The sequence below is a fragment of the Acinetobacter sp. LipI_15 genome, from assembly GCF_058242865.1.
This window is the reverse complement of record NZ_JBZAYN010000001.1, coordinates 2,359,225-2,383,507: the sequence shown is the minus strand read 5'-3', so window position 1 is coordinate 2,383,507 and position 24,283 is coordinate 2,359,225. Positions and strand designations below refer to the sequence as shown.

Sequence of the window (24,283 nt, the reverse complement as noted above, 5' to 3'; positions counted from 1 at the left end):
GTGATCTTTATTTTTTCATGTTGCCTGCGTGTAAGCCGCATTCTTTATGGGTTGCATCTTCCCACCACCAGCGACCTTCTCGTTCGTGTTGATTCGGTAAAACAGGTCGAGTACATGGTTCACAGCCAATCGAGATAAAGCCACGTTCGTGTAGTGGATTATATGGAATTTCCATGAGACGGATATAGTTCCAGACATCAGCGCTAGACCAGTTTGCCAAAGGATTATATTTAATCAATTGCTTGCCCGGACCTGAAAAACCGGGGTCTGCTTGTACCACAGGAATTTCATTACGTGTGCCTGGGCTTTGGTCTTTACGTTGACCTGTGATCCAGCCATCTAAAGTGGCTAGTTTTTTACGCAAAGGTTGTACTTTACGGATACCACAGCATTCTTTATGTTCATCTTGATAGAAGCTAAAAAAGCCCTTTTCTGTTACCAGTTTTTGTACGACATCACTTTCTGGGAAACAGATTTCAATATCAATTTTATAATGTTTACGGACAGTATCTAAAAATTGGTAAGTTTCAGGGTGTAAGCGACCGGTATCTAAACTAAATACACGAAAAGGAATCCCTAAGTTCGATGCAAGATCAATCAGTACAACATCTTCTGCACCAGAAAAGGAAATCGCAACTTCACCTTGCTGGCTAAGCGCAAGTTTCATAATCTCAGAAGGTGATTTATCTGCATATTCAGATGCAAGTGCATCGACAAGGTCAATAGTAGGGATGGTAGTCATGAATGTCCTGGCTATAGGCTTGGAACGTTAAAACCTATATTAATTTATTTCAGAACTATTTTAATGGAAATGCTAAAACACACTTATCACTAAAAAATAGATACTTATGAAAAAAATAGATTTAAAAAAGAACAATGCATTTTTTTATTCTTCCGCTATGATAATGAAAAATTTTTTTCACATAACAGAGGGTAGAGTGCATGGAAGTCGTTTGTTTAGATCTAGAAGGGGTTTTAGTACCTGAAATTTGGATTAATTTTGCGAAAAAAACAGGCATTAAAGAACTTGAAGCAACGACTCGTGACATTCCAGATTACGATGTGTTGATGACTCAGCGTTTAAATATCCTAAAACAACACGGTTTGGGTTTAAACGATATTCAAGACGTAATCGCAGATATGGGGCCATTTGAAGGTGCAAAAGAGTTTGTAGAGTGGGTGCGTACTCATTTTCAATTGATTATTCTTTCAGATACTTTCTATGAGTTTGCACATCCATTAATGCAGCAACTTGGTTGGCCAACGATTTTCTGCCACAAATTAGAAACTGATGAAAATGGTATGATCTCAGCTTATAAGCTTCGTCAACCTGATCAAAAGCGTAAAGCCGTTCAAGCATTACATGGCTTGAACTTCCGGGTGATTGCAGCAGGTGATTCTTATAACGATACGACGATGCTTAGTGAAGCAGATGCGGGTTTCTTATTTGATGCGCCTGACAATGTGATTGCAGAATTTCCACAATTCCCACCAATTCACGGCTATGCTGCATTAAAAGAAGCGATTCGTAATGCTTCAGTGCGTGATATTCCCGCTTAAGTTTTTAAGCTAAAAGAAAGGGCACTTTAATAAGTGCCCTTTCTTTTATGGAATCTATCAAAAAATTAGAAACGGTAACCTATTTTCATGCCATAACCGAGTGCATGGTTATCTTCAAAATCGCCCACGATATCTGTACCACGTTTTGCTTTGGCATCACCTAACCAGAAATATTTTACGCCAGCTTGAATAAAATAGTTTTCAGCAGGGCTGTATTGACCACCTAAACCTACGCTCCAGAAGCCTTCAACAGGGCCTAAAGTAGTTACAGGGTTACCTGCACCAGAATCCCAACCTACAGATGCAGAACCTGACCATTTGCTACTGAATTTGTGACCTAAACCCACAGTTGCTGAATATTGATCATCAGAATAGTCAATTAGGTTTTGACTAATTAATGGATGTGATAATAATTCTGGGCTAACTACAAAATTATCCCAATGCACCCAACGTAAGTTCGCGAATGCTAATGTATTTTTTGCAATACCAGTTTGTAAATCAAGGTTAACTGATTGAGGGGTAATTGCTTCTACTGGACTATTAACAATTTTACCAAATGGAAGTTTAGAGGTTTCAGTAGAAGATGCATTATGTTTGATTTCTGATCGATATGTAATCGAAGCTTTTAAAGCAATTTCAGGAATTTGATAAGCAAATCCTGCCAGCCAGCCAAAAGCTTCTTCCTGTTCAATTTTAATATTATATCCACTTAATGCTTTATAAGCTGCACCATATAGTTTAATTTCAGCTTCTACAGTTTGCCATACTGGGCCTGCATAAATATTCCAGTTTTCAGTAGGTTGATAACCAATTAATGCAGTTAAATTATGCGTACGGACTTCAACTTTTGTTCCTTCAGTACCGTCAGAGAAATCTGAACCATCAACTTGATAGGTTGCATCAGCACCATAAGGTTGGTCATATAACAGACCTAGGGAAATTTTATCCGTTGCTTGAACTTTAATGGCTGCAGAAGGGAAATAGTAGTCATCTCCCATATCTTCAACTTTATTACCGCTGATATCTTTACCTTTAACAGTCGGATCAAGAACCGAAATACCTGCTTCTGCATAATTACCCGGTTGTAAAAATGCAGCAATAGATTGACCAGAACGGTCTAGACCAGCAGCAAGCGCAGGTGTAAGTGGAAGAGTGCTAAGTAAAATAGCCGAATAAATTTTATTGAGCTTCATGGTCGTTCCCTGATGCTTTATGTAACAAAAAGTGCAGGAAAAGTAACATATTTGAAAAAAGAGTAAATGCTCAACTTGGCAGAATAAATGAACTGAATAAGTTATAAATAGCAGTTGATTAGAGTAAAAGTACTATTTTCAGGTCTTAAGTGAATGAATTTTATTAAATAATTTTTTAGGGTGATGTTTTGGTAAATATGAGTTTAATTGCTTTAAATTTGAACATTTAGTTAACACTTGTATAAAAAAGAGGAGTTTTAAGTGCAAAAAGAGCCACTCCGAAGGGTGGCTCTTTTGAAAAATATTGGAATTAGAAGCGGTAACCCATTTTTAGACCATAGCCGATTGCATGGTTATCTGTGAACTCACCAACATTTGGGTTAGCAATTGTTAAAGTCTTTGCATCACCCAACCAGAAGTATTTCACGCCACCAGCAATAAAGGTTGCTGGAGTTGGGCTAAACTGTAGACCTAAACCAACGTTCCAATAACCTTCAGTTGGACCAAGTGTGGTAACAGGATTACCTGCACCAGAATCCCATCCTACTGAAACATTACCAGCCCATTGCTCATTGAATTTACGACCCACACCAGTTGTAGCTGACCATTGATCTTTATTGTATTCAACCAGGTTTCCGCCTACTAAAGCAGTATTTCCAGTCGCTGCACCCAACGTATCAATAATTTGGCCGAAGTCATTTGGACGGATTGCAAAACCATCCCAATTTACCCAGCGTACATTTAAGAATGCGACCGTATCTGCCATCACACCTGATTGTAGGTCTAAATTTACAGATTGAGGAGTTGTGACATCTGTTTTACCAGGGTCAAGAGTTAATCCAATACCACCTACTACTACTGAAGCTGGCAAATTATTTAGAGTTTCAGTGGCCGTTAGTTTATGTTCAATTTCAGAACGATAAGTCAATGAGGCTTTTAATGCAATTTCTGGAATTTGATATGCTAAACCTGCAATCCACCCGATTTCACTATCTTTTTTCATATCAGCATCATATGGAAGTGATGCTCCCCCTAGTAAAGCAACAGGGGCTCCACCTAATGCAGAATAAGCAGTACCTCGTAAGCTAACCTTACCTTTAGCTTCTTGGTAAACAGGTCCTGCATAGATATTCCAGTTTTCATTTGGTTGAAAACCGAATAAGAAAGTTAAATTTTCAGTAGTAACTTCTGCTGCTGTACCTTCCCCACCAAATGAAAAAGCATTGAGACCAGCATTTGGAGCAGAATATTCAGCTTCAGCACCAAATGGTTGATCGTAAATTACACCGAAAGAAAACTGATCGGTTACTTGTAGTTTTAAGGCAGCGTGAGGGAAGTAATAATCACTCGCCATGTCACCTGTAGCCTGATTTGCACCAGGGCCTAACGTTAGTGGGGTATTAGCTGTAGTACCTGATACAGAAGGATCCAATACAGAGATACCAGCTTCAAAATAGTTACCCGGTTGTAAGAACGCAGCGATAGATTGGCCTGAACGATCCATTGCTGCAGCAAAAGCACCTGTCATTGGTACAGTTGCTAAAATCATTGCTGTGCTAAGTGCTTTTAATTTCATTATACATTTCCCTTGGGCTATAAAGTCTTTTATGACAGTTTTTGTTGATGCTTTAAGCTTTCATTTAGGATGATTTCGACTTGTGCAAACCGAGACCATTTGTTACTCCATGTGACAAAAATATCACAATTAAAATAAGAGTAAATGCTCTAGAAAAAACTAATTAGTCTAAAAAAGCACCAAAATAGAGTTTTTGCACCAAAAAATAGCCTTATTTTGAAATAAGTATTTGAAAGTAAAAGAAATAAAATAATGGAGAAAAAATGATTTTTTGTATAAAAAATATTCTAAAAATATGAAGATTAACGCTAATTTTTTGAAGTATAGATCACATTTTGAAAGAGTGGTGCGCCCTGCGGGACTCGAACCCACGTCGGTCGCTTAGGAGGCAACTGCTCTATCCAGTTAAGCTAAGAGCGCAAGACGGAGGCTAATGTACTCCTATTTTAGCTAAAAAAAAAGTTATTGCCGAAACAATAACTTTTTAAATTACTTAGTCTTTATGAACTTCATTGGGGTCAATGTCGCTCAAATCTTTGGGATTAAGATAGTTAAACATTAATAACATGACTGTAATCCAAACAGGGATCATTAGAACAGATTCCATAAAGCCCTGAGTCCACATAATAAAGAGAACTAAAGCAATAAAGATCAGAACGATGTAGTTGCTGACTGGTGCCCAAAGTGCAGGATAAGACGTTGTAAAATTCAAAATACGTTTTGCACGACGGAACTGTAAGTGAGTCATGGTAATCATCGCCCAGTTCAGGACAAGTGCACCAACAACTACATACATTAAGTGACCAAGTGCATCTTCAGGTACGAAGTAGTTTAAAAGTACGCAACCGAAAATCAGGACTGCAGAAAGTAATACTGCTGGAATTGGCACGCCACTTTTATTGGTTTTAGCGAAAACTTTTGGAGCATTACCTTGCCTCGCCAAGCTGTAAAGCATACGGCTATTGGCATACATACCGCTGTTATAAACAGACAGTGCTGCAGTTAAAATAATGAAGTTCAGTAAATGTGCAGCCCAATCAATACCCAGTTGGCTAAAGATCATCACAAATGGACTTTTGTCTAGACCACCAAGTTCAAGCTGATTCCATGGCACAAGTGACAATAGAATAGTCAAAGAACCCACGTAGAAAATCAAAATACGAAATACAACTTGGTTAATTGCTTTAGGAATAGTTTCTTTTGGATTTTCAGCTTCTGCTGCCGCCATACCAATCAGTTCAATACCGCCGAAGGCGAACATCAAGAAAGCCAGCATGAAGAATAAACCTTCAAAACCATTTGGGAAGAAGCCGCCCTGACTCCATAAGTTGGTAAATGATGCTGTTGAATTGGCATCTGCAGTCAGTAGCAAATACAAACCAAATACGATCATCGAAATAACCGCAGTGACTTTAATAATCGACAGCCAAAACTCAGATTCACCATAAAACTTCACATTACCTAAGTTTACTAAAGTAATGATCACGAAGAAGAACAGTACAGATGCCCACGCTGGAATATGAGGCCACCAGTAGTTGATGTATTTCGCAACAGCGGTGAGTTCTGTCATTGCCACTAAAATATAGAGAATCCAGTAGTTCCAACCTGTTAAGAAACCTGGAAATTTCCCCCAATATTTATATGCAAAATGGCTAAATGAACCCGCTACAGGTTCATGGACGATCATTTCACCCAACTGACGCATAATTAGAAAGGCGATCAGACCGCCAATGGCGTAGCCGAGAATAATGGATGGTCCAGCAGATTGAATCACATGCGCTGAGCCCAAGAATAAGCCTGTACCAATTGCACCACCCATGGCAATCAATTGAATATGACGATTCTTTAAGCCACGCTTGAGTTCGGAGGAATTGGTAGTCAAGTTACTCTTCCCGAGAATGGTTTAATTTTGGTAATTGTAATGTATAGAGAATGAATAGCCTAGTAGCTCAAAATTTATGAAAAATATTTATATGTTTAATAACCTATTTTTCGTTTTAAATGCTGAATTAAAAATTTATGAATCAATAGATTAATTTTATTTTAATTGAAATTCTTATACTTGGCTTTATATGGAAAAGGTATCGAATGTTGTTTTTTTATACTTAAGTCATGTGATTGTTAAAACTTCAATTAAACATTGTATGATGCAAAAGCGCAGAAAAGAACGCTCTGCCAAAACACAATGATAAAGATTAAGGATTCAATAAAAATGAGTTTTGCTCCCCAAATTAAGATTCCAGCGACTTATATGCGTGGTGGTACTAGTAAAGGTGTATTTTTCAAGCTAGATGATTTGCCGCTTGCAGCACAACAAGCTGGAAAAGTTCGCGACCAACTTTTATTACGTGTGATTGGCAGTCCAGATCCTTATGGCAAACAAATTGATGGGATGGGTGGAGCAACATCAAGTACCAGTAAAACCGTTATTTTGGCAAAAAGTTCACAGCCTGAGCATGATGTCGACTACCTATTTGGACAAGTGTCGATTGATAAAGCATTTGTCGACTGGAGTGGTAACTGCGGAAACTTAACGGCAGCGGTTGGTGCATTTGCCATTTCAAATGGTTTGGTTGAGGCATCACGTATTCCTGAAAATGGTTTATGTACGGTTCGTATTTGGCAAGCCAATATTCAAAAAACCATTATTGCGCATGTACCTATTACTGATGGTGCAGTACAAGAAACTGGTGATTTTGAACTAGATGGTGTGACCTTCCCAGCAGCCGAAGTTCAAATTGAATTTTTAGACCCAGCAGATGATGGTGAAGATGGCGGCGCTATGTTCCCTACAGGGAATTTGGTCGATACCTTAACCGTACCCGATGAAGGCAGTTTCCCTGCAACATTTATTAATGCAGGCATTCCAACCATTTTCTTAAATGCAGAAGATATTGGTTATGTCGGCACTGAACTACAAGATGCGATTAACGGTGATGCTAAGGCATTGGCCCGTTTTGAAAAAATCCGTGCTTATGGTGCGCAGCAAATGGGTTTGATTTCAGATATTGCTGAAGCAGAACAGCGTCAACATACCCCAAAGATTGCATTTGTTTCAAAGCCGAAAGCCTATACATCTTCGAGTTCTAAACATATTTCAGAACACGATACGGACTTATTGGTTCGTGCCTTATCAATGGGGAAACTGCATCATGCCATGATGGGCACAGCGGCAGTTGCCATTGGTACAGCTGCGGCGATACCGGGGACGCTTGTGAACTTAGCCGCGGGTGGTGGGGAGCGAGAAGCTGTGCGTTTTGGACATCCATCTGGGACGCTACGTGTAGGTGCGCAAGCAATTTATGAAAATGGTCAGTGGGTCGTTAAAAAAGCCGTGATGAGCCGAAGTGCGCGTGTCTTAATGGAAGGCTGGGTGCGTATTCCTGCGGATAGTTTAGATTAAGTATTTAACATCTCATTTGAAATCAGCCTCTGCTTTGCAGGGGCTTTTTTTTGCCTTTATCTTTTATATGAATAAGCAAATCATGAATTGGTATATATTTTTATATAATATGAACTGCATTTAATATTAGAAAGTTTCTGTGATTTATGTCAGATTAATTTTGTTAGCATTTTGCGTAGCTTTACCCTGAAAAAAAGTAGCGAAACCATGCTTAAAAAAGACTTATTGACATCCTCCCCCCCTTAAAAGAGGGTGATTCCTACAGCTAGACGCTTATGCCCAAGCGCAAGAATGTTTAGAGCTGAGTTTATATCTCGATCATGAGCTGTACCACAGCTCATGCACTCCCATTCTCTTATTCCAAGATCTGTCCTACCTTTTGGACTACTTGAGGTGATCTCACCGCAGCACGAACAGATTTGGGTGGTATAGGCTTCTTGGACTTCTTTAAACAATACGCCTGCGTTCTCGCATTTATACTTGAGCATTGTTTTTAGTGCAGAGAATCCTGTATCCAAAACAGATTTTGCCATTTTGGTTTTTACTAATTTTTTAGCACTCAAGTCACCTACAATAATCAATGCATTTTCATTCACAAGCTTGGTGCTTGCTTTATGCAAATGATCTTTTCGACTATTTGCAATCTTGGCGTGTAATGCACGAACACGCTTCTTATTCCTGGCTCTCTGAGCAATACCTAATTTCTGCTCATATTTTCGATAGAATTTTGGATTTGAAATTACAGTGCCATCAGAACAGGTGGCAATATCTTTTAAGCCTAGATCAATACCAATCGCTTTGGTTGCTGTCGATTTATCTTGCTTAGGCGATTCAACAACAAGACATACATACCAACGCCCACGGCTATCCTCTACAAATGAACCTGTTTTTAACGTGTATTTGCTTAAACCGTAGCTATCCCAAAGCTTAAATTGGTGTTTTCCATACTGGACATATCCATTGGCATATTTGATAGCCACCTTTTTAAAGGGAACCCATCCCAAAGAGCGCCTCGCTGATTTTTTATTGCTGACACGCCATTTCAGCTTTGCCTTTTTAAATTGCTTTCTTCGGGTGACTAATTCTTCAGTTACAGCCTGAATGGTTTGACTATGTAAATTACATTCTTTGGATGTGCCTTTCGTATATTTGGCAATATCAAAAGCAGAGAGAAATTCACCTTTCCGCTTCAAATGCCTAAACCCTAAATCATTGACATAATTCCAGACGAAGTTCACTTCTGATGCTAGTTGGTCTAACACCTTGCAATGTTTGTCTTTTATACGTAATTTAAGGGTTTTCATGTACTTATATTAACAATCAAAACTCAAGGAAAATAGTCCTTAGTTAAATCAAACGACACTTCATGTCGTGTCGCTTATATCTCTGACCTGAAGGACAGAGTTTTACGCTCCATTTGATAAAATCGGATCTACCTACTGAACAATTGGCTGTATTAGAAGCGTTGCCTATGCCTGCTGCGTTATTTTCTGCGACAGCTGAGCTGATATGCGCCAATCAAATATTTAAACATCGATTTCAGTCAGACTTACAAGAGATCGTATTAAATCACGTGTCTGTGATGCAGCAAAAAACCAAAGCCACAAGTTCTGAGTTTGATTTACGCTGTTTTGAGAACGATAGCATTGAACCCTTTATGTATAGTGAAAACGAACGGCATTATTGGTTCACGCTCAAACCAAAGTTTCAACAAAGTGGCGATTTGGAACATGTGTTGTTGTGCTGTGCGGACATTACAAATTTAAAGCAATTCGAATTATCGCTGTTGAAACATAACCAACAACTCGAACAACAAGTTTATTTTAATTATCTGACAGGGATAAAAAATCGACGAGGTTTTGATTTAGACCTTTCTCAGTGGCAAAAAAGCTTCGCGGTTGAACAAGCCGATGAAATTTGTTTGATGATGCTCGACTTAGATAATTTTAAGCAAATCAATGATATCTACGGTCATGCGTTTGGCGATGAAGTTTTAAGAAAAAGTGCGCAGCTTTTAAGGATGCAAATTAGTCAACACGCAGATGCACAAATATATCGCATGGGTGGGGAAGAGTTTGCAATGATTTTGCCACGCACGGCTATATCGACTGCATGTTCGATTGCACAACAATGTTGTGAGCAAATCTATGCTTCTTCGATGAATTATGCGGATAAGGCTTTGCAACTGAGTATCTCATGCGGAGTGGCCTTGTGGGATGGTACGGAGTCATTTTTTGAAACATTGGCACGTGCCGATCAGGCTTTGTATCAAGCCAAGAAAGGCTCGAAAAATTGTACTTGTTTTAATGATGGACAAAATGTGGCGCTATTTGAGGAAACGACATTTAAAAAACCATCAGACTGTGGGAAAAACACATAGATTTAGGCCGTAACATAGAGAAAGATCTGAGAAAGCAGTATGATGCAACAGGTCAAAATTGACAGAAAACATTGGCAGTCGATTTGCTAATGAACGAAGCAGTTAAATATTTAAAGTATTTGAGGTGAATGTGTCTTCTTTAACAGACGTTTCCACACATGCCCTGACAGAAGCGCAGCAGCGTATTCAGCAGGATTTACTGACAGCGCTTGATGCATTTTCAATTCCAGAACCCTTAAAAGGGGCGGTGTATCATGCTGTGATGTTGGGTGGAAAACGCGTTCGACCGGCACTTTGTTATGCAACAGCAGCGTTAAAACCCAATACCAATTTTGCAGCCGTACGCCGTGCTGCTGTGGCGATTGAATTTATTCATTGCTATTCATTGGCACACGATGATTTGCCGTGTATGGACAACGATTTACTCCGTCGTGGTCAACCAACCTGTCATGTGGCTTTTGGTGAAGATACGGCTTTACTTGCTGGCGATATTTTACAATCGATGGCTTTTGAAGTTTTAGGCAGCCGTCTCTTTGATCAAGGCCCAGCCGTTGAAGCGCCGATCATCTTGAAGCAAATGCAAATTTTAGCGACTGCAACTTCAAAAATGGTCAATGGACAAGTTCTAGACTTACAAGCGGAAGGCAAGCATGTCAGTCAGGATGAACTAGAAAATATTCATCGAAATAAAACCGGCGCTTTAATTTCTGCTGCAATCATGATGGCTGCAGTGACGATATTTAATGGCACAGATCAAGCCATTCCTAAACTCCGTGAATTTGGTCTCGCGATTGGTTTAGCGTTCCAAGTTCAAGATGATATTTTAGATATTATTGCTGACACTGAAGTATTGGGTAAAACAGCGGGTAAAGATCAACAAGTGGATAAATCCACATACCCTGCGTTAATGGGTCTCGATCAAGCCCAAGCTTATGCAGAAGAATTACATGCACAAGCGCTTCAAGCTTTGGATTATTTTGCAGAAGATGCGGCAGAATTACACAAGATCACGCAGTTTTTATTAAAACGTCAAAGTTAATATGACGTAGTAATGACATTAGCCCACAACATTTAACATGTTGTGGGCTTTTTTATATTTTGTACATTTGGAACAGAAGTCAATAAACCATCTACGGAATATCTAAATGGATGACATGATAAAAAAAGGACGCTAGGCGTCCTTTTTTGCAGATATTAAAACTTAGAAATTAAATTTAAGTGCTATTGGTCTTAAATACTTTCTTTATAGATACGATCTGCTTCTTCAAATTTTTCAGTGACTTCAGCAGATGGTGCTTTGCCCATTAAGCTTACAATGATGATTGCAAGTAGTGAGCAGATGAAGCCCGGAATAATTTCATAAACGCCTGTATCGCCCCAGAGATTTTTCCATAGAATGACCATGACTGCACCAACCACCATACCTGCTAAAGCACCGTTCAATGTCATGCGTTTCCAAAACAATGATATGATAATCAGTGGGCCAAATGCAGCACCAAAGCCTGCCCATGCATATGCTACGAGACCAAGGACTTTAGAGTCAGGATTACCCGCCATATAGATCGCTAGCAACGCAATCATTAACACCATGATACGGCCGACCCAAACCAATTCTTTTTGTGAAGCATTTTTACGTAAGAATGATTTATAAAAGTCTTCAGTTAAGGTACTTGAACAGACTAAAAGCTGACAGCTTAAGGTACTCATGATCGCAGCTAAAATCGCAGCCAATACGATACCTGCAACCCATGGGTTAAATAGAATTTTAGTCAATTCCATAAAGACCGTTTCAGGGTTAGCTGTAACGACACCTGCCAGTTCTGGATGCTGTTGGAAATAAGCAATACCGAAGAAGCCTGCTGCAACTGCGCCACCGAGGCAGAGTGTCATCCATGTCATACCAATACGGCGTGCATTGGGAATCGATTTAACAGAATCTGCTGCCATGAAACGAACTAATATATGTGGTTGACCGAAATAGCCTAAGCCCCATGCCAATAATGACATGATTGCGACAAAACTTAAGTCAGCAAATACATCCATGGCTTGAGGGCGTGCCGCTTCCAGTGCCAGAGTGAACTGGGTTAAATCCGAGAACGACAACATGACCACGATAGGGGTAAGTAGCAAGGCAAAAATCATAAAGCCCGCTTGAATGGTATCGGTCCAACTGACAGCAAGGAAGCCACCAATAAACACATAGCTCACTGTTGCGATGGCACTGATCCAAAGCGCAGTGCTATACGACATACCAAACATACTTTCAAATAATCGAGCGCCTGCAACCATGCCTGAAGCACAGTAAATTGCGAAGAAAATCAAAATAATCACAGCAGACACGATACGTAAGATTTTCTTTTGATCGTTAAAACGATTTGAGAAATAGTCAGGTAGGGTCAGGGCATTATTTTGAACTTCGGTATGTACACGGAGACGACCTGCCACAAGTAGCCAGTTGAGCCAAGCACCGATGATTAGACCAATTGCAATCCACATTTCAGATAAACCTGAAAGGTAAATCGCACCCGGAAGACCCATGAGCAACCAACCGCTCATATCCGATGCACCTGCAGAAAGGGCAGTGACAAAGCTCCCTAATCGGCGGCCACCTAAAATGTAGTCAGAAAAGTTACTGGTCGCACGGTATGCAAGTAAACCGATCACGACCATGGCGACAATATAAAAGAGAAAGGTAATTAGGGTGGGATTCAGGGAGCTCATACGGTATCCGCTTTGGCGTTGGACAATTGCGTTTAATCAGGGGACTCAATGGGATTTGCCTAAGCCAAGTAGGTGAAATCGAACGATAAGTCCTAAAACGTCAAAAAAATAACGTGAAATTTAAACATAAATTCACAAACTTTGCCTTCTTTTTTGTTTTGGGCATAAAAATGGGCCGTATGTCACGACCCATTTTTATTAATGTGAAGATTTAGTTATTACGTCCCATCACACCACGAATGGTGTTGAGTACATCCGCAGGTAATACCACAGTTTTGGCATTATTAGATTTAGCCATATCTTGCATGGCTTTGACGTATTGTTCACCCAATAAGTACGCAACTGGAATTTCTTTATCGCCGACGGCTGAACTTACCATTTCAATTGCACGTTGAGAAGATTCTGCCAGTACCACTTGAGCTTCTGCATCCCGACGAGAGGCTTCCAAACGACCATCCGCTTCTAAAATAGCCGCTTGTTTTTCACCGTCTGCCTTGGTCACGGTTGCACGACGTTGACGTTCCGCTGCTGCTTGCTCTTCCATTGCCGCTTGCATGGTATGAGAAGGTTTAATGTCTTGAATTTCTACAGTTTTAAGCGTAATACCCCAGTCAGAGATATCATCAGAAATAGCAGCTTTAAGTTTAGCCTTAATATGATCACGCGATGAAAGTGCATCATCGAGGTCCATTTCACCGACAATTGAACGTAAAGAGGTTTGAACTAAGTTTTGAATCGCCCATGTGTAGTTTTCAATACCGTAAACTGCTTTTTCAGGTGTGGTTAAATTGATATAAGCCACAGCATTCATCAGCAGTACCGCGTTGTCACGTGTGATCACTTCCTGAGAGGGAATATCTAACACGATATCTTTGGTTGTGACTTTATAAGCCACTTCATCGACATACGGAATCACAAAGTTCAGCCCCGGATTGAGCGTGGTATGGTATTTACCTAAACGCTGAACAATCCATTTATAACCTTGGGGAACAATACGGACACCTTTAAAAATGGTGACGGCTACAAAAACTAAGAGCGCTAAAAAAACAATAGAAACACCAGACATGTCATTTCTCACTTATTTATGGATTGTCAGTGGGGTGGTTGCTGCTGTGCAGTTGGACGACTAAATCATTACCTAAAATATCGGTTACGCGAACACGGTCGCCGACTTGAAGTGCATCTTGGGTACGGCAATGCCATTCATCTGAACCTAAAACAGGCATTGGGAAGCGAACTTTAACGCTGCCATGATTGAGCTGGGTTTGAATCACCATACCCACTTGGCCAATTGTCGCTTCACGCGACAGACCTGCTTTGGTTTTATCAATGGATAAAGGCTTAATAAATTTGAACCACAAAAATGTGCAAAGCACGGCAAAAATAATCCAAACCACAATTTGGACATTAAAGTCCATGGATGGAAAGATCCAATATAAGATCCCAACCAAAATTGCAGAAACGCCAAACCATAGCGCAGCAAAAGACGGCAAAATCAGTTCAAAAAGCATCAAAGCGACGCCCAATACAAACCAGTGCCAAGGTTCTAAAATAAATTCCATACATCTACTCTTATATAAGGGTGAATTGATATAGATGAACCAGTATCTATATCAATGTAGCAGATGTATAACTCAATGAATATAAAAAAAATCGTTGAATTATATTTTCGCTTTTGGTGCTGGTTTAAAGGCCGCAGGGGACTGTTTAAAGTTATCGATCGCCTTAATAATGCTATTCACTTTGAGCTGTGCGGCTTTTTCACCTTCTAAAATCGTCGCATTGCTCGACTTCAAATCGAGTGTGCCAATATGTCCCACTTTCGGTTGAATCACGAAATTGGCATTTTTTAGTTCTTCATTAATACTTTGTTGTCCCATGATGTTAATGGTTTGATCGAGTAAACCAAACATGCTCACAGCTTTGCTACCGTCAGGACGCGCAGAAATATCAACAGCAATCACGATATCTGCACCCATATCACGTGCCGTTTTGACTGGAATTGGGCTGACTAAGCCACCATCGACATATTTCACCCCTGCAATGGTTGCAGGTACAAATACATTCGGAATGCTGCACGATGCACGTACCGCTTGGCCGGCATTACCACGGTTAAATTCAGTTTTACTGCCATTATCTAAACGGGTGGCTACAGCAGCAAAGCGCTTTGGAAATTGTTCAATTGATTTATTGCCGACGTTTTTATTAACAAAGTCTTGCAGTTTTTGCCCTTGAATAATGCCTTGGCTATTTAAGGTTAAATCACGAATATCGGACTCTTTAAAGTTCAGGGCCAATTGCTGCATTTGATATGGTGTTTTACCGCTGGCGTACAAGCTACCGACAAAACTACCCGCACTGGTCCCAGTCACAATTTTAGGTTTAATACCGTGCGATTCGAGCACTTTAAGCACACCAATATGAGCAAAACCTTTGGCACCGCCGCCACCGAGCGCAATCGCGATCACCGGTTCACGTGCTTTGGCAGGTGTAGGTGTCGTGGTCGCAGGCGTTTTGGTTGCAGAATCACAGCCAGTGAGTGCCAATACAAAGAGGCTAGGAATCAGGTATTGCAAAAGTTTCATGGGTGAAATCTGATGGTTAAATATACAAAGTGCATATCACATCAAAAAAATAGCCATTTGACTAGGGCTTTTTCCAGTGCTTTTGTAACGGCAAGGCCAACCATTCGGGATTTTTCGGGGAAAATTTCCCGTCATATATCTTCAAAATTTTTTCGAGATCAGTTTCAAAATCTCCACTGGGTTCAAAAACACCCAAGCAATGAATGGTTTTCTTTGCATAATCAAAGCTAAACATCACGATAGGTATCTGTGCTTCATAGGCAATATAGTAAAAACCACTACGGATTTTATCGGCTTTTTTTCGTGTTCCCTCAGGTGCCATTCCAATCCAAATTTGATCTGTCACTTGGACAATCTCAGCAATTTCACGTGTCAGTCCATGTGGATTTTCACGTTGCACAGGGATCACGCCGGCCCAATCCAAAAGTGGTTTTAAGGGGGTATCAAAAAGGGTGTTTTTACCAAAAATGGTTATTTTTATCCCGATTCCAAGCAAGGCGAGAAAACCATGCCATGCATCTATATTAGAAGTATGCGGAGAAATGATCGCCACAGCTTTGGCAAGGTTGGGAAATTCGCCGTCAAATTTCCAACCTTGTGCCAAAAAAAGTTTTTTAAAAATTGCGCGGCTCAGAGTGGAACCACGTGATGGAACTTGATCGGGCAAAACTGGAAATAATTGAGTCTTTTTATTCATTGCATATTCTTATATAGGTGAAATCCATTTTTGATGTGATGCACATTTAAAAGTACGGCATCAGCATTGACCTTTATCTTAGGTTTATGATTTTTTTAGATCATTGGCAAAATAGCCGTATTTTGACTACTCTAAATGTAACTTCAGCGCACTCAACATTTAGGAACTTATGATCCAGCTTCGTCAGCTCAATCTTTTACTGTTTTCTTTATATTGGGCGCAAGGGTTACCTGTCGGTTTTATGACGCATGCTTTACCAGTGATTTTAAGAGCGCAAGGTGTGTCTTTGGCACATATAGGTGGCTTTGGATTACTCATGCTGCCATGGTCGATCAAAGTTTTTTGGGCACCGTGGATTGATCGACATGGTTCAAGGTCCAAAGGGCATTATCGGAGTTGGATTATTCCAATGCAGTTGTTGTCCGTGGTGGTCTTGGTCTTCCTGTCATTTTTGCCGATCCAAAGTTTGAATGAACCGATGTATCTGCTGCTGTTTTTTGTGGCTTTACTCAGTATGAATTTGGTCGGTGCAACTCAAGATGTCGCAACCGATGGCTTGGCTGTCAATATTTTAAAAACTGACCAACAGCACTGGGGCAATACCTTTCAGGTGATTGGTTCAAGACTCGGCTTTATCGTGGGTGGTGGCGCTGTCCTTTGGGCCTTGGATTGGTTGGATTGGCAAGCCACCTTTCTGTTTTTAGCGGCATTGGTGTTCATCAATACGATTCCTATTTTTATCTATCGAGAACCTTCAAAGCCACCACTCAACATAAAATCTAGTCCAGAGAATGATAACAACCATAAACATAATTCAGGCTTGTTCTACGCTATACGCAAGTATTTGACTTATTTTACCCAAACCAAAACCCTCACACTGTGGCTCATAATCTTATTGAGTTTTAAGCTTGCAGATGGACTTGCAGGTCCTTTACTTAAGCCGCTGATGGTCGATTTAGGATTGAGTTTTAGTCAAATCGGTCTGTATGTCACTATGCTAGGTGCGGTGGCTGCTTTAATTGGGGCGGGGGTTGCTGGTCTAAGCTTGAAGTATATTTCTCGGGCGCAAGCCTTGGTTGTCTATTCGGTATTGAAAATATTCAGTTTATCGGCCTATGCATGGCTGGCTTTGCAGTTCGAGGCAAAACGGCCCGTCCATGAATGGCTGATCTATGGGATCAATGCTGCCGAAGACATGATTTCAGCCATGCTGCTCGTGATCATGCTGACTTTGGTGATGCAATATAGTCGTAAAGCATTTGCAGCAACGGACTTTACATTTCAGGTTGCCATTATGGCTACGGTGAGTGGGGGGCTGTATAGCATCAGTGGCATAGTGGCCGATCAGTTGGGTTATAGCACTTATTTATTTTGGATCACAGGTTTGGCTGCATTGAGCTTAGTCCCGATTCTATTTTGGGGAAAAGCATCAAAAAATGACCAAAATCACTTCTAAATCATGATTTTGGTTGTTTTTTATCAGCTAAAGCACTAAAAGAGCAATGCAAATATTATTTTAATAATTTTGTAATATGTTTCGCGTGTGTAATATCTGTTACAAAATAATTTAAGGAAAATTTTTGATGAAAACTAAGTTAGCAGCGGCTATCGCATTGAGCCTTTTGGCTGGGTCAACCTTTGCAGCACCAACCTTCTACGGTGAAATTGATGCGTCAGTTGATTATTTACCTGAAGATAATAAAACGGGTGTTTCAGATAAAGATGTCGTTGAAATCAGTTCAAACAGTTCTTTCTTGGGTTTAAAGGGCGATGAAAAACTGACTGACCGTTTAAGCGCAGTTTATGCAATTGAATGGGCATTTAACTCAGACGGCGAAGGCGATGACTGGTCTAAGCGTAACCGCTTCGTTGGTTTGAAAGATGCGAAACTTGGGACATTGAAAGTCGGTGCACACGATACACCATTAAAACAATTGTCTAGTCCAGTTGATACATTCAATAACTACGTGGGTAACCGTGCTGATGTTACAGGCATCATGACGGGTGAAAACCGTGTAGATAACGTTGTTGTCTATGAATCACCAGCATTTAAAATTGCTGAAGGTGCAATTAAAGTTAATGCATTGCTTGCAACAGGTGAGTCTTCAGGAATCAAGAGTGATAAAGGTGTAGTAAAAACTGCAGGTCGTGGTCTTGGCGATGCTTGGTCGGCGTCTGTTGTCTATGACAGCCCCGTTGTTGTTGCAGGTTTAGCCTATGACAAAGCCATTCCATCGAACTTTGGTGGTGTAGGGATCTTAAATGCTGAAAGTCCTGAAGTTGCAGGTACAAAAGCATTTGCTGCTGCAAATACCGTTCGTGCGATTGGTCGTGTAAATCTTGAGGGTGGTTTGGCACTCAAAGCACTGTATCAAACATCAGAGGTTGAGGCTGCTAAAGGTAATGATGTTGCAGCAGCAAATATTGATGATGCTCAAGGTTGGTTAGTCGGTGCAGAATACAATCTACCTTCTGCAAAAGCTTGGACAGTAAAAGCACAATATAGTCAAAATACTACGACCTATAAAGTGGGTGATGATTACGAAGCTCAGCAATTCATTGCAGGTGCGGATTATGCATTTAGCAAACAAGTGAAAGCTTATGGTTATGCGGGTTACTTGGCACTTGAACAAGGTCCAGATGAAAGCGAACAACCTGTATTGGGTACAGGCCTAGAATTTAAATTCTAAGACCTTGATTTAAGTTGTTCAAAAGGCGATGTTTTACATCGCCTTTTTTTATTTTTCTTGCATGGTTTTGATCAGTTTTAAGTGATTTTTAAGTTTGAATTTTTAGATTAGGGCATCAAAGATCAATAATTGATGCCAATATGCTTCAGGTCATAGCTAAAATACAGCAAAAAATTCCAAGACTTAGTTTAAGTCAATTTAACCTCGTGCTTGCCTTATGGCTTGGGGTGGTTTTGAACCTTACGTTTTATCAGCAAATCCAGCAGCTCACGCCTTATACGGGGCTGAAGGCCGGACTATTTTTAGCGGCAACCGTACTGGTGGTGGTGGCACTTTATAATGTGCTGATGCAACTCCTGCAATGGCGATGGAATTCAAAACTTTTGGCGAGTGTTTTGCTGATCATTGGTGGCTTGAGTGCTTATTTCGTCAATAGTTTAGGCGTGACCATTACATCTGACCAAGTGCAGAACATGATGCAAACAGATGTAAAGGAAGTGCAGGATTTAATCTCGCCACAATTTTTTATCTGGGTCTTTGGACTGGTTATTTTGCCAGTGCTATTGATCTGGCTTTTGCCACTGCATAAAGAAGCCCTAAGCACGGTGGTAGCCAAAAAGGGTTTACATATAGTGCTTTCGCTCATCCTCATGGGTGCTTTGCTGTTTGTTTATTTTGTCGATTATGCTGCGATCTTTCGTGAGCATCGTGACTTAAAAGGCATGCTCTCACCACAAAACAGTATCGCTTCGACATTTTCCTATTATCACAAAAAAGCACCGAAACAGAATTTGCCATTGCTGAACTATGGTGAAGATGCACATATAGTTGAAAACGTAAGCGCCAAAAGCTTACCAAAATTGATGGTCTTAGTGGTTGGTGAAACTGCGCGCGCGGAAAGTTTTTCACTCAATGGCTATGCTAAAAATACAAATCCTGAACTCAGTCAGCAAAATATTATCAATTTTAGCCAAGTCAGTTCATGTGGCACCGCAACCGCTGTGTCTGTTCCTTGTATGTTCTCGGGTATGCCGAGAACCGAATATGATGAACAGCTTGCAAGTCATCGCGAAGGTTTACTCGATATTGCACAGCGTGCAGGCTATAAGGTGACGTGGCTAGATAATAATTCAGGCTGTAAGGGCACATGCACACGTGTTGAAAAATATGAATTTCCTGAAGCGCTGAAGAAAAAGTGGTGTGATGCCGATGGCGAATGTCATGATGAAATCTTGGTGGATGGTTTGAAGGCATATTTGGCTTCGATCCCCAAAGCAGATCCAACTCCCCGTTTAATTGTGTTACACCAAATGGGCAGTCATGGCCCTGCTTATTTCAAACGAAGTACCGCAGCGTTTCAAAAATTTAAGCCAACCTGTAATAGCAATGCCATACAGGGATGTAGCTCGACGGAATTAATAAATAGTTATGACAACAGTATTGTCTATACCGACCATGTACTGAGTAAATTGATTAACACTTTAAAAGTGACTGACCACTATCAAACAGGACTGTGGTATTTGTCCGATCATGGCGAGTCGACAGGTGAGCATGGTTTGTATTTACACGGTTCTCCATACGCAATTGCACCGTCACAGCAAACCCATGTACCGATGTTGATGTGGTTTTCACCGGCGTGGCAAAAAAATAATTCAGCGCAATATACTTGTTTAATGGCAAAAAAAAGCCAAAAATTAAGTCAGGATAATCTATTTCCATCGCTATTGAGTTTGCTCGATGTGCAGACTCAAGTGATTGATGAAAAAAACAATATGTTGCAACAATGTACTTCAGTACAGCGCAGGACTTAAGCCATGCACAAAATACTTATTATTGAAGATGATTTCATGATTGCCGAATCGACTAAAACCTTGTTGAACTATCAACAGTTTGAAGTCGAGTGGGTGAATAATGGTATCGATGGCTTAAAGCTCATAATGCAAGGGGGAATTGATATCGTCTTGCTGGATCTGGGTTTACCGATGATGGATGGTATGCAAGTCCTGAAACAAATTCGTCAAATGCAGCCCAAATTGCCGGTATTAATCATCTCCGCACGTGATCAATTACAAAATCGTGTAGATGGATTAAACCATGGGGCAGATGACTATCTGATCAAGCCTTATGAGTTTGATGAATTACTTGCACGGATTCATGCGCTCCTTCGACGCACAGGGCTGAGTTCAGTCGAAGCACCACAGAAAATTTTAAAACATGGTGAATTGATTTTAGATATTGAGCAGCATCTTGCACGTTATAAAGGTGAATATGTCGATTTGTCTAACCGTGAATGGGCAATTTTAATTCCATTGGTTACGCATCCGAATAAAATTTTTTCCAAAGCAAATTTGGAAGATAAACTTTATGATTTTGACAGTGATATCAGTAGTAATACCATTGAAGTTTATGTACATCACCTTCGTTCAAAATTGGATAAAGACTTTATTCGTACCATTCGTGGACTTGGCTACCGACTCGGTTAAAACAGGATTAATCTTTCATGCAGCAGCACCAATCGTATTCACTGAAAAAGAGGCTGATTGTTTATGTATCTATTTTCAGTCTACTTTTGGGCTGTGTTCTGGTTTTTGCTGCTTATAAAACGGCACTTGAAGAGATTAACGAAATCCTCGATGCGCAAATGCAGAATTTGGCTGAACGCGTCGCTGCACATGATCCGAAGCCAACCAAAAGTCAGTTTGATCAACATAAGCGCTATCATGAGGAAGATTTATTCGTTGATGTATGGACTTATGAGTCGAAAGCACATCAAACGCATCATTTAAAACTGTTGGTACCGCCTGTAGAAGAAGCGGGCTTTTATACCCATAACACCCCACAGGACGAATGGCATACTTATATTTTACCCTTAGGTGATATGCAGATTCAGGTGAGTCAACAGGAATCTGTTCGTCAACATTTGGCAGTGGAATTAGCAGGGAATATGTTCATTCCATATTTGGTGTTTATTCCGTTTGCTTTGTTGGCATTGGGATGGTTAATCCAGCGCAGTTTAAAACCTTTAGAAGACTTTAAACAAGAGTTGGCAAAACGTGATGCATTTGAACTCTCTGCCATTTCACATGAGCAGTATCCTGAAGAAATTGCACCAACTATTCACGAGATGAATCATTTATTTGAACGTATTTTGTTGTCGCAACAGGAACAGCGTCAATTTATTGCCGATGCTGCACATGAACTCCGTACGCCAATTACAGCTTTAAATTTACAAATGCAAATTTTGCTGCAAAAGTTCCCACAAGACGAAGCTTTGCATAATTTAAGTAAAGGATTAATTCGGATTCAACATTTGGTCAGCCAACTTTTAAGTTTGGCCAAACAAGATGCCTCGGTGTTTGAGTTAGAGCGTAAACAGACATTTGACTTGAAACAAGTTGCGGCCAACTGTGTTGAACAATTGATTCATCTCGCAATGCAAAAAGATATCGATTTGGGCATGGAGCAGCAGCAGAGTATTGCTTTATATAGTCTAGAGCCGACTGTGCATTCGATTATTTTTAATTTGATAGATAATGCGATTAAATACACGCCTGTACAAGGGGTGATTAATGTGTCGGTAATGCAACAAGCAGAACTAGCATTAGTCGTGGTTGAAGATAGTGGGCCTGGTATTGACCCTGCTTTATATGAACAAATCCGTAAACGGTTTTATCGTATTTATAATCATGAAGAAGTAGGCAGTGGTTTAGGTTTGGCGATTGTGGATAAGGCCGCTGCGCATATTGGTGCACATTTAGATTTTGCGAAAAGTGAAACGCTAGGTGGCTTGAAAGTAACGATTCAGATTCCGCTAAAACCTTTAAACGCCTAATTTTTTTAATTTACAATTTGTTAATAAAGCCTATATCCATTCAAAGTGTTTATAGGTGTTTTTGACTTTTTCTGTGGGTAGATAGCGATAGCAAAATGTATAGATGACCGTGTTAAAGGCCCAAATAAACCATGCTGTCCATAGATTATGACTGAGAAAATGTGCACCACGCATCATCTGAGCCCAACCAAAACAAAAACCTAAAATGATGCCTGTAATTAAAAAGAAGTAAGCTCGTGCAGGTCGCGACAGCCGGTAGACAAAATAACCAGTCATTAAGGCAAAGCCAGTAGCAGCATGACCACCGGGAAAACAATGTCCATTGGTTGTATTAAATTTCCAGATAAAACCTTGCGCTGTTGCACTGGTCATATTCCATGGGCAAGCATGTGGTGAATGTGATTTGATTAAACCGATGAGTGCTGTGCTGAGTATGGCCACGATAAAAAAATAGCCCAATTCACGACGACGTGTTTTCAACTCATTATGTTTAAAACTCATCAACCATGCCGCTACGTAAAATACATAGACCGCGATTAGGATCTCTTTCACGTATTTATGATTCAGTACAGCAAGAGACCAATCATTACGGTATGGAAAGCCACCCTGAGCATCCATCCACGGTTGGATTAATGTTTGGTCGAGTTGCCCTGCGACAGGAAAAAAATAGCTTAAAAACAAAAAGCTGATAATCAAAAAAATAATTTGGTAGAGCAAAAAATGGCGAGATGAGGGCATAGCAATCGCTTTGTTATTGTTACATAAGCGCTATTAGATAAAACTCAGCTTAAATCAGTCTTAATACTGTAAACCTATCTATGAGATATACATATCTCAGATGTTGCATGAGTTGGAAATTGGGCTGTGCTAAAGTTTCGAAAACGTTTAAATGCTGAAAATTATGACTATTCGAGCTGTGCTTTTTGACCTTGATAATACCTTAACGCACCGTGACCAAAGTGTGGCAGCATACGCAGAGCATTTAGCAAGCTATTATCAGCAGCATTTGAATACAGTTGACGTAGCGCATATTAAAAGCATTGTTAATCGTATTGATAATGGGGGCTATCCCAAAAAAGAATTACTTACTTACCCAAGTATCGGTGCTTCTGTGGCTGATGCTTTACAGCAGGAATTGGAATGGCAGCAGCCCGTAGATTTTGATGAATTGACGCAATTTTGGTTTCAAAAATTTGGGCAGTTTGCTGTCGCGATGAACGGGGCTTTAGAGCTGTTAAAACAGTTGAAGCAACAGCAGTATAAATTAGCAGTGGTATCTAATGGGGGGCATGCAACGCGACTCAATATTTTAAATGGACTGGGCTTTGCGCCATATTTTGATGCTGTGATTAGTTCGGAATTGGTCGGGATCAGTAAACCCAAACCTGAAATTTTTCAACATACTAGTCAGAAACTTAAGGTAGATCCTGAGGCATGTTTATTTGTGGGTGATCATCCAGTAAATGATATTTATGGTGCGCAGCAGGCGGGCATGCAGGCCGTCTTATTGGAAGGTTTTCATCCTTTAAATGATCATCAACAGACGAATATTCGGCATAAAATTCAACAGCTCGATCAGCTTTGGCCCTATTTGAAATAAAGGCAGCATAAAAAAAGCGGCATCCAGTGCCGCTGTTTTTAGTCAT

At 40.3% G+C, this 24,283-nt stretch carries 21 protein-coding genes and 1 tRNA gene; 10 read left to right on the top strand and 12 right to left on the bottom strand.

The genetic code is table 11. From position 1 onward, the window contains the following. Positions 1-7: 7 nt before the first annotated feature. On the bottom strand, positions 8-742 hold the full coding sequence (locus AC4CU0_RS11315) for a phosphoadenylyl-sulfate reductase (protein ID WP_490743165.1): 735 nt from the start codon (positions 740-742) through the stop codon (positions 8-10). 200 nt (positions 743-942) lie between these two features. On the opposite strand from AC4CU0_RS11315, the gene thrH reads away from it, so the two are divergent. Continuing rightward, positions 943-1,560 carry a bifunctional phosphoserine phosphatase/homoserine phosphotransferase ThrH gene (gene thrH, locus AC4CU0_RS11310; protein ID WP_180113435.1) on the top strand — a complete coding sequence of 206 codons (618 nt, stop codon included), beginning with the start codon at positions 943-945 and terminating at the stop codon, positions 1,558-1,560. Positions 1,561-1,625: 65 nt separating this feature from the next. Here the strand turns inward: thrH and AC4CU0_RS11305 are convergent, their stop codons facing one another. The 4 genes from AC4CU0_RS11305 to AC4CU0_RS11290 form a co-directional block, all read right to left on the bottom strand. Next, positions 1,626-2,753: an OmpP1/FadL family transporter gene (locus tag AC4CU0_RS11305; RefSeq protein ID WP_180168397.1), complete on the bottom strand. Its 1,128-nt coding sequence runs from the start codon at positions 2,751-2,753 to the stop codon at positions 1,626-1,628. 310 nt (positions 2,754-3,063) lie between these two features. Continuing rightward, positions 3,064-4,329 carry an OmpP1/FadL family transporter gene (locus AC4CU0_RS11300; protein ID WP_490743164.1) on the bottom strand — a complete coding sequence of 422 codons (1,266 nt, stop codon included), beginning with the start codon at positions 4,327-4,329 and terminating at the stop codon, positions 3,064-3,066. A gap of 344 nt (positions 4,330-4,673) precedes the next feature. Then, positions 4,674-4,749 (bottom strand) — tRNA-Arg (locus tag AC4CU0_RS11295). A 73-nt stretch (positions 4,750-4,822) separates the two neighbouring features. Further along, entirely contained in the window at positions 4,823-6,211 is a 1,389-nt protein-coding gene (locus AC4CU0_RS11290) for an amino acid permease (RefSeq protein ID WP_490743163.1), read from the bottom strand. 330 nt (positions 6,212-6,541) lie between these two features. On the opposite strand from AC4CU0_RS11290, the gene prpF reads away from it, so the two are divergent. Further along, positions 6,542-7,732 carry a 2-methylaconitate cis-trans isomerase PrpF gene (prpF, locus tag AC4CU0_RS11285; RefSeq protein WP_490743162.1) on the top strand — a complete coding sequence of 397 codons (1,191 nt, stop codon included), beginning with the start codon at positions 6,542-6,544 and terminating at the stop codon, positions 7,730-7,732. A gap of 242 nt (positions 7,733-7,974) precedes the next feature. On the opposite strand, the gene AC4CU0_RS11280 is transcribed toward prpF, so the two are convergent. Further along, positions 7,975-9,036, bottom strand: coding sequence for an RNA-guided endonuclease InsQ/TnpB family protein (locus tag AC4CU0_RS11280; RefSeq protein WP_490743161.1), 1,062 nt, complete (start codon positions 9,034-9,036; stop codon positions 7,975-7,977). 113 nt (positions 9,037-9,149) lie between these two features. Here AC4CU0_RS11280 and AC4CU0_RS11275 point away from each other — a divergent pair, with 113 nt between their 5' ends. Both AC4CU0_RS11275 and AC4CU0_RS11270 read left to right on the top strand, forming a co-directional pair. Then, entirely contained in the window at positions 9,150-10,112 is a 963-nt protein-coding gene (locus tag AC4CU0_RS11275) for a GGDEF domain-containing protein (protein ID WP_490743160.1), read from the top strand. A 130-nt stretch (positions 10,113-10,242) separates the two neighbouring features. Further along, the gene (locus tag AC4CU0_RS11270) at positions 10,243-11,151 is read left to right on the top strand and encodes a polyprenyl synthetase family protein (RefSeq protein ID WP_490743159.1); all 909 of its coding nucleotides are present in this window, start codon (positions 10,243-10,245) and stop codon (positions 11,149-11,151) included. A gap of 191 nt (positions 11,152-11,342) precedes the next feature. On the opposite strand, the gene putP is transcribed toward AC4CU0_RS11270, so the two are convergent. The 5 genes from putP to AC4CU0_RS11245 form a co-directional block, all read right to left on the bottom strand. Next, positions 11,343-12,833, bottom strand: coding sequence for a sodium/proline symporter PutP (putP, locus tag AC4CU0_RS11265; protein ID WP_490743158.1), 1,491 nt, complete (start codon positions 12,831-12,833; stop codon positions 11,343-11,345). A gap of 211 nt (positions 12,834-13,044) precedes the next feature. Beyond that, positions 13,045-13,899 (bottom strand): SPFH domain-containing protein, encoded by an 855-nt coding sequence (locus AC4CU0_RS11260; protein ID WP_078189969.1) that lies wholly within the window; start codon positions 13,897-13,899, stop codon positions 13,045-13,047. Positions 13,900-13,915: 16 nt separating this feature from the next. Next, a complete protein-coding gene (locus AC4CU0_RS11255; RefSeq protein WP_078189968.1) occupies positions 13,916-14,395 on the bottom strand; it encodes an NfeD family protein in 480 nt (159 codons plus the stop codon). 99 nt (positions 14,396-14,494) lie between these two features. Beyond that, positions 14,495-15,418 carry a patatin-like phospholipase family protein gene (locus AC4CU0_RS11250; RefSeq protein WP_180024072.1) on the bottom strand — a complete coding sequence of 308 codons (924 nt, stop codon included), beginning with the start codon at positions 15,416-15,418 and terminating at the stop codon, positions 14,495-14,497. A gap of 61 nt (positions 15,419-15,479) precedes the next feature. Continuing rightward, on the bottom strand, positions 15,480-16,115 hold the full coding sequence (locus AC4CU0_RS11245; RefSeq protein ID WP_490743157.1) for a 1-acyl-sn-glycerol-3-phosphate acyltransferase: 636 nt from the start codon (positions 16,113-16,115) through the stop codon (positions 15,480-15,482). Between the two features lie 169 nt (positions 16,116-16,284). Here AC4CU0_RS11245 and AC4CU0_RS11240 point away from each other — a divergent pair, with 169 nt between their 5' ends. The 5 genes from AC4CU0_RS11240 (at position 16,285) to AC4CU0_RS11220 (ending at position 22,637) form a co-directional block, all read left to right on the top strand. Beyond that, on the top strand, positions 16,285-17,571 hold the full coding sequence (locus AC4CU0_RS11240) for an MFS transporter (protein WP_490743156.1): 1,287 nt from the start codon (positions 16,285-16,287) through the stop codon (positions 17,569-17,571). A 127-nt stretch (positions 17,572-17,698) separates the two neighbouring features. Continuing rightward, on the top strand, positions 17,699-18,805 hold the full coding sequence (locus tag AC4CU0_RS11235; RefSeq protein WP_490743155.1) for a porin: 1,107 nt from the start codon (positions 17,699-17,701) through the stop codon (positions 18,803-18,805). Positions 18,806-18,945: 140 nt separating this feature from the next. Then, entirely contained in the window at positions 18,946-20,616 is a 1,671-nt protein-coding gene (locus AC4CU0_RS11230) for a phosphoethanolamine transferase (protein ID WP_490743154.1), read from the top strand. Between the two features lie 3 nt (positions 20,617-20,619). Then, complete coding sequence (locus AC4CU0_RS11225) at positions 20,620-21,288, top strand: response regulator transcription factor (protein ID WP_472584956.1); 669 nt, start codon at positions 20,620-20,622, stop codon at positions 21,286-21,288. A 17-nt stretch (positions 21,289-21,305) separates the two neighbouring features. Continuing rightward, positions 21,306-22,637, top strand: coding sequence for an ATP-binding protein (locus tag AC4CU0_RS11220; protein WP_472584955.1), 1,332 nt, complete (start codon positions 21,306-21,308; stop codon positions 22,635-22,637). Positions 22,638-22,667: 30 nt separating this feature from the next. Here AC4CU0_RS11220 and AC4CU0_RS11215 read toward each other — a convergent pair whose 3' ends face one another. After that, positions 22,668-23,375 (bottom strand): phosphatase PAP2 family protein, encoded by a 708-nt coding sequence (locus AC4CU0_RS11215; RefSeq protein WP_472584954.1) that lies wholly within the window; start codon positions 23,373-23,375, stop codon positions 22,668-22,670. A 163-nt stretch (positions 23,376-23,538) separates the two neighbouring features. On the opposite strand from AC4CU0_RS11215, the gene AC4CU0_RS11210 reads away from it, so the two are divergent. After that, positions 23,539-24,237, top strand: coding sequence for an HAD family hydrolase (locus AC4CU0_RS11210; protein WP_472584953.1), 699 nt, complete (start codon positions 23,539-23,541; stop codon positions 24,235-24,237). Positions 24,238-24,283 lie beyond the last annotated feature (46 nt).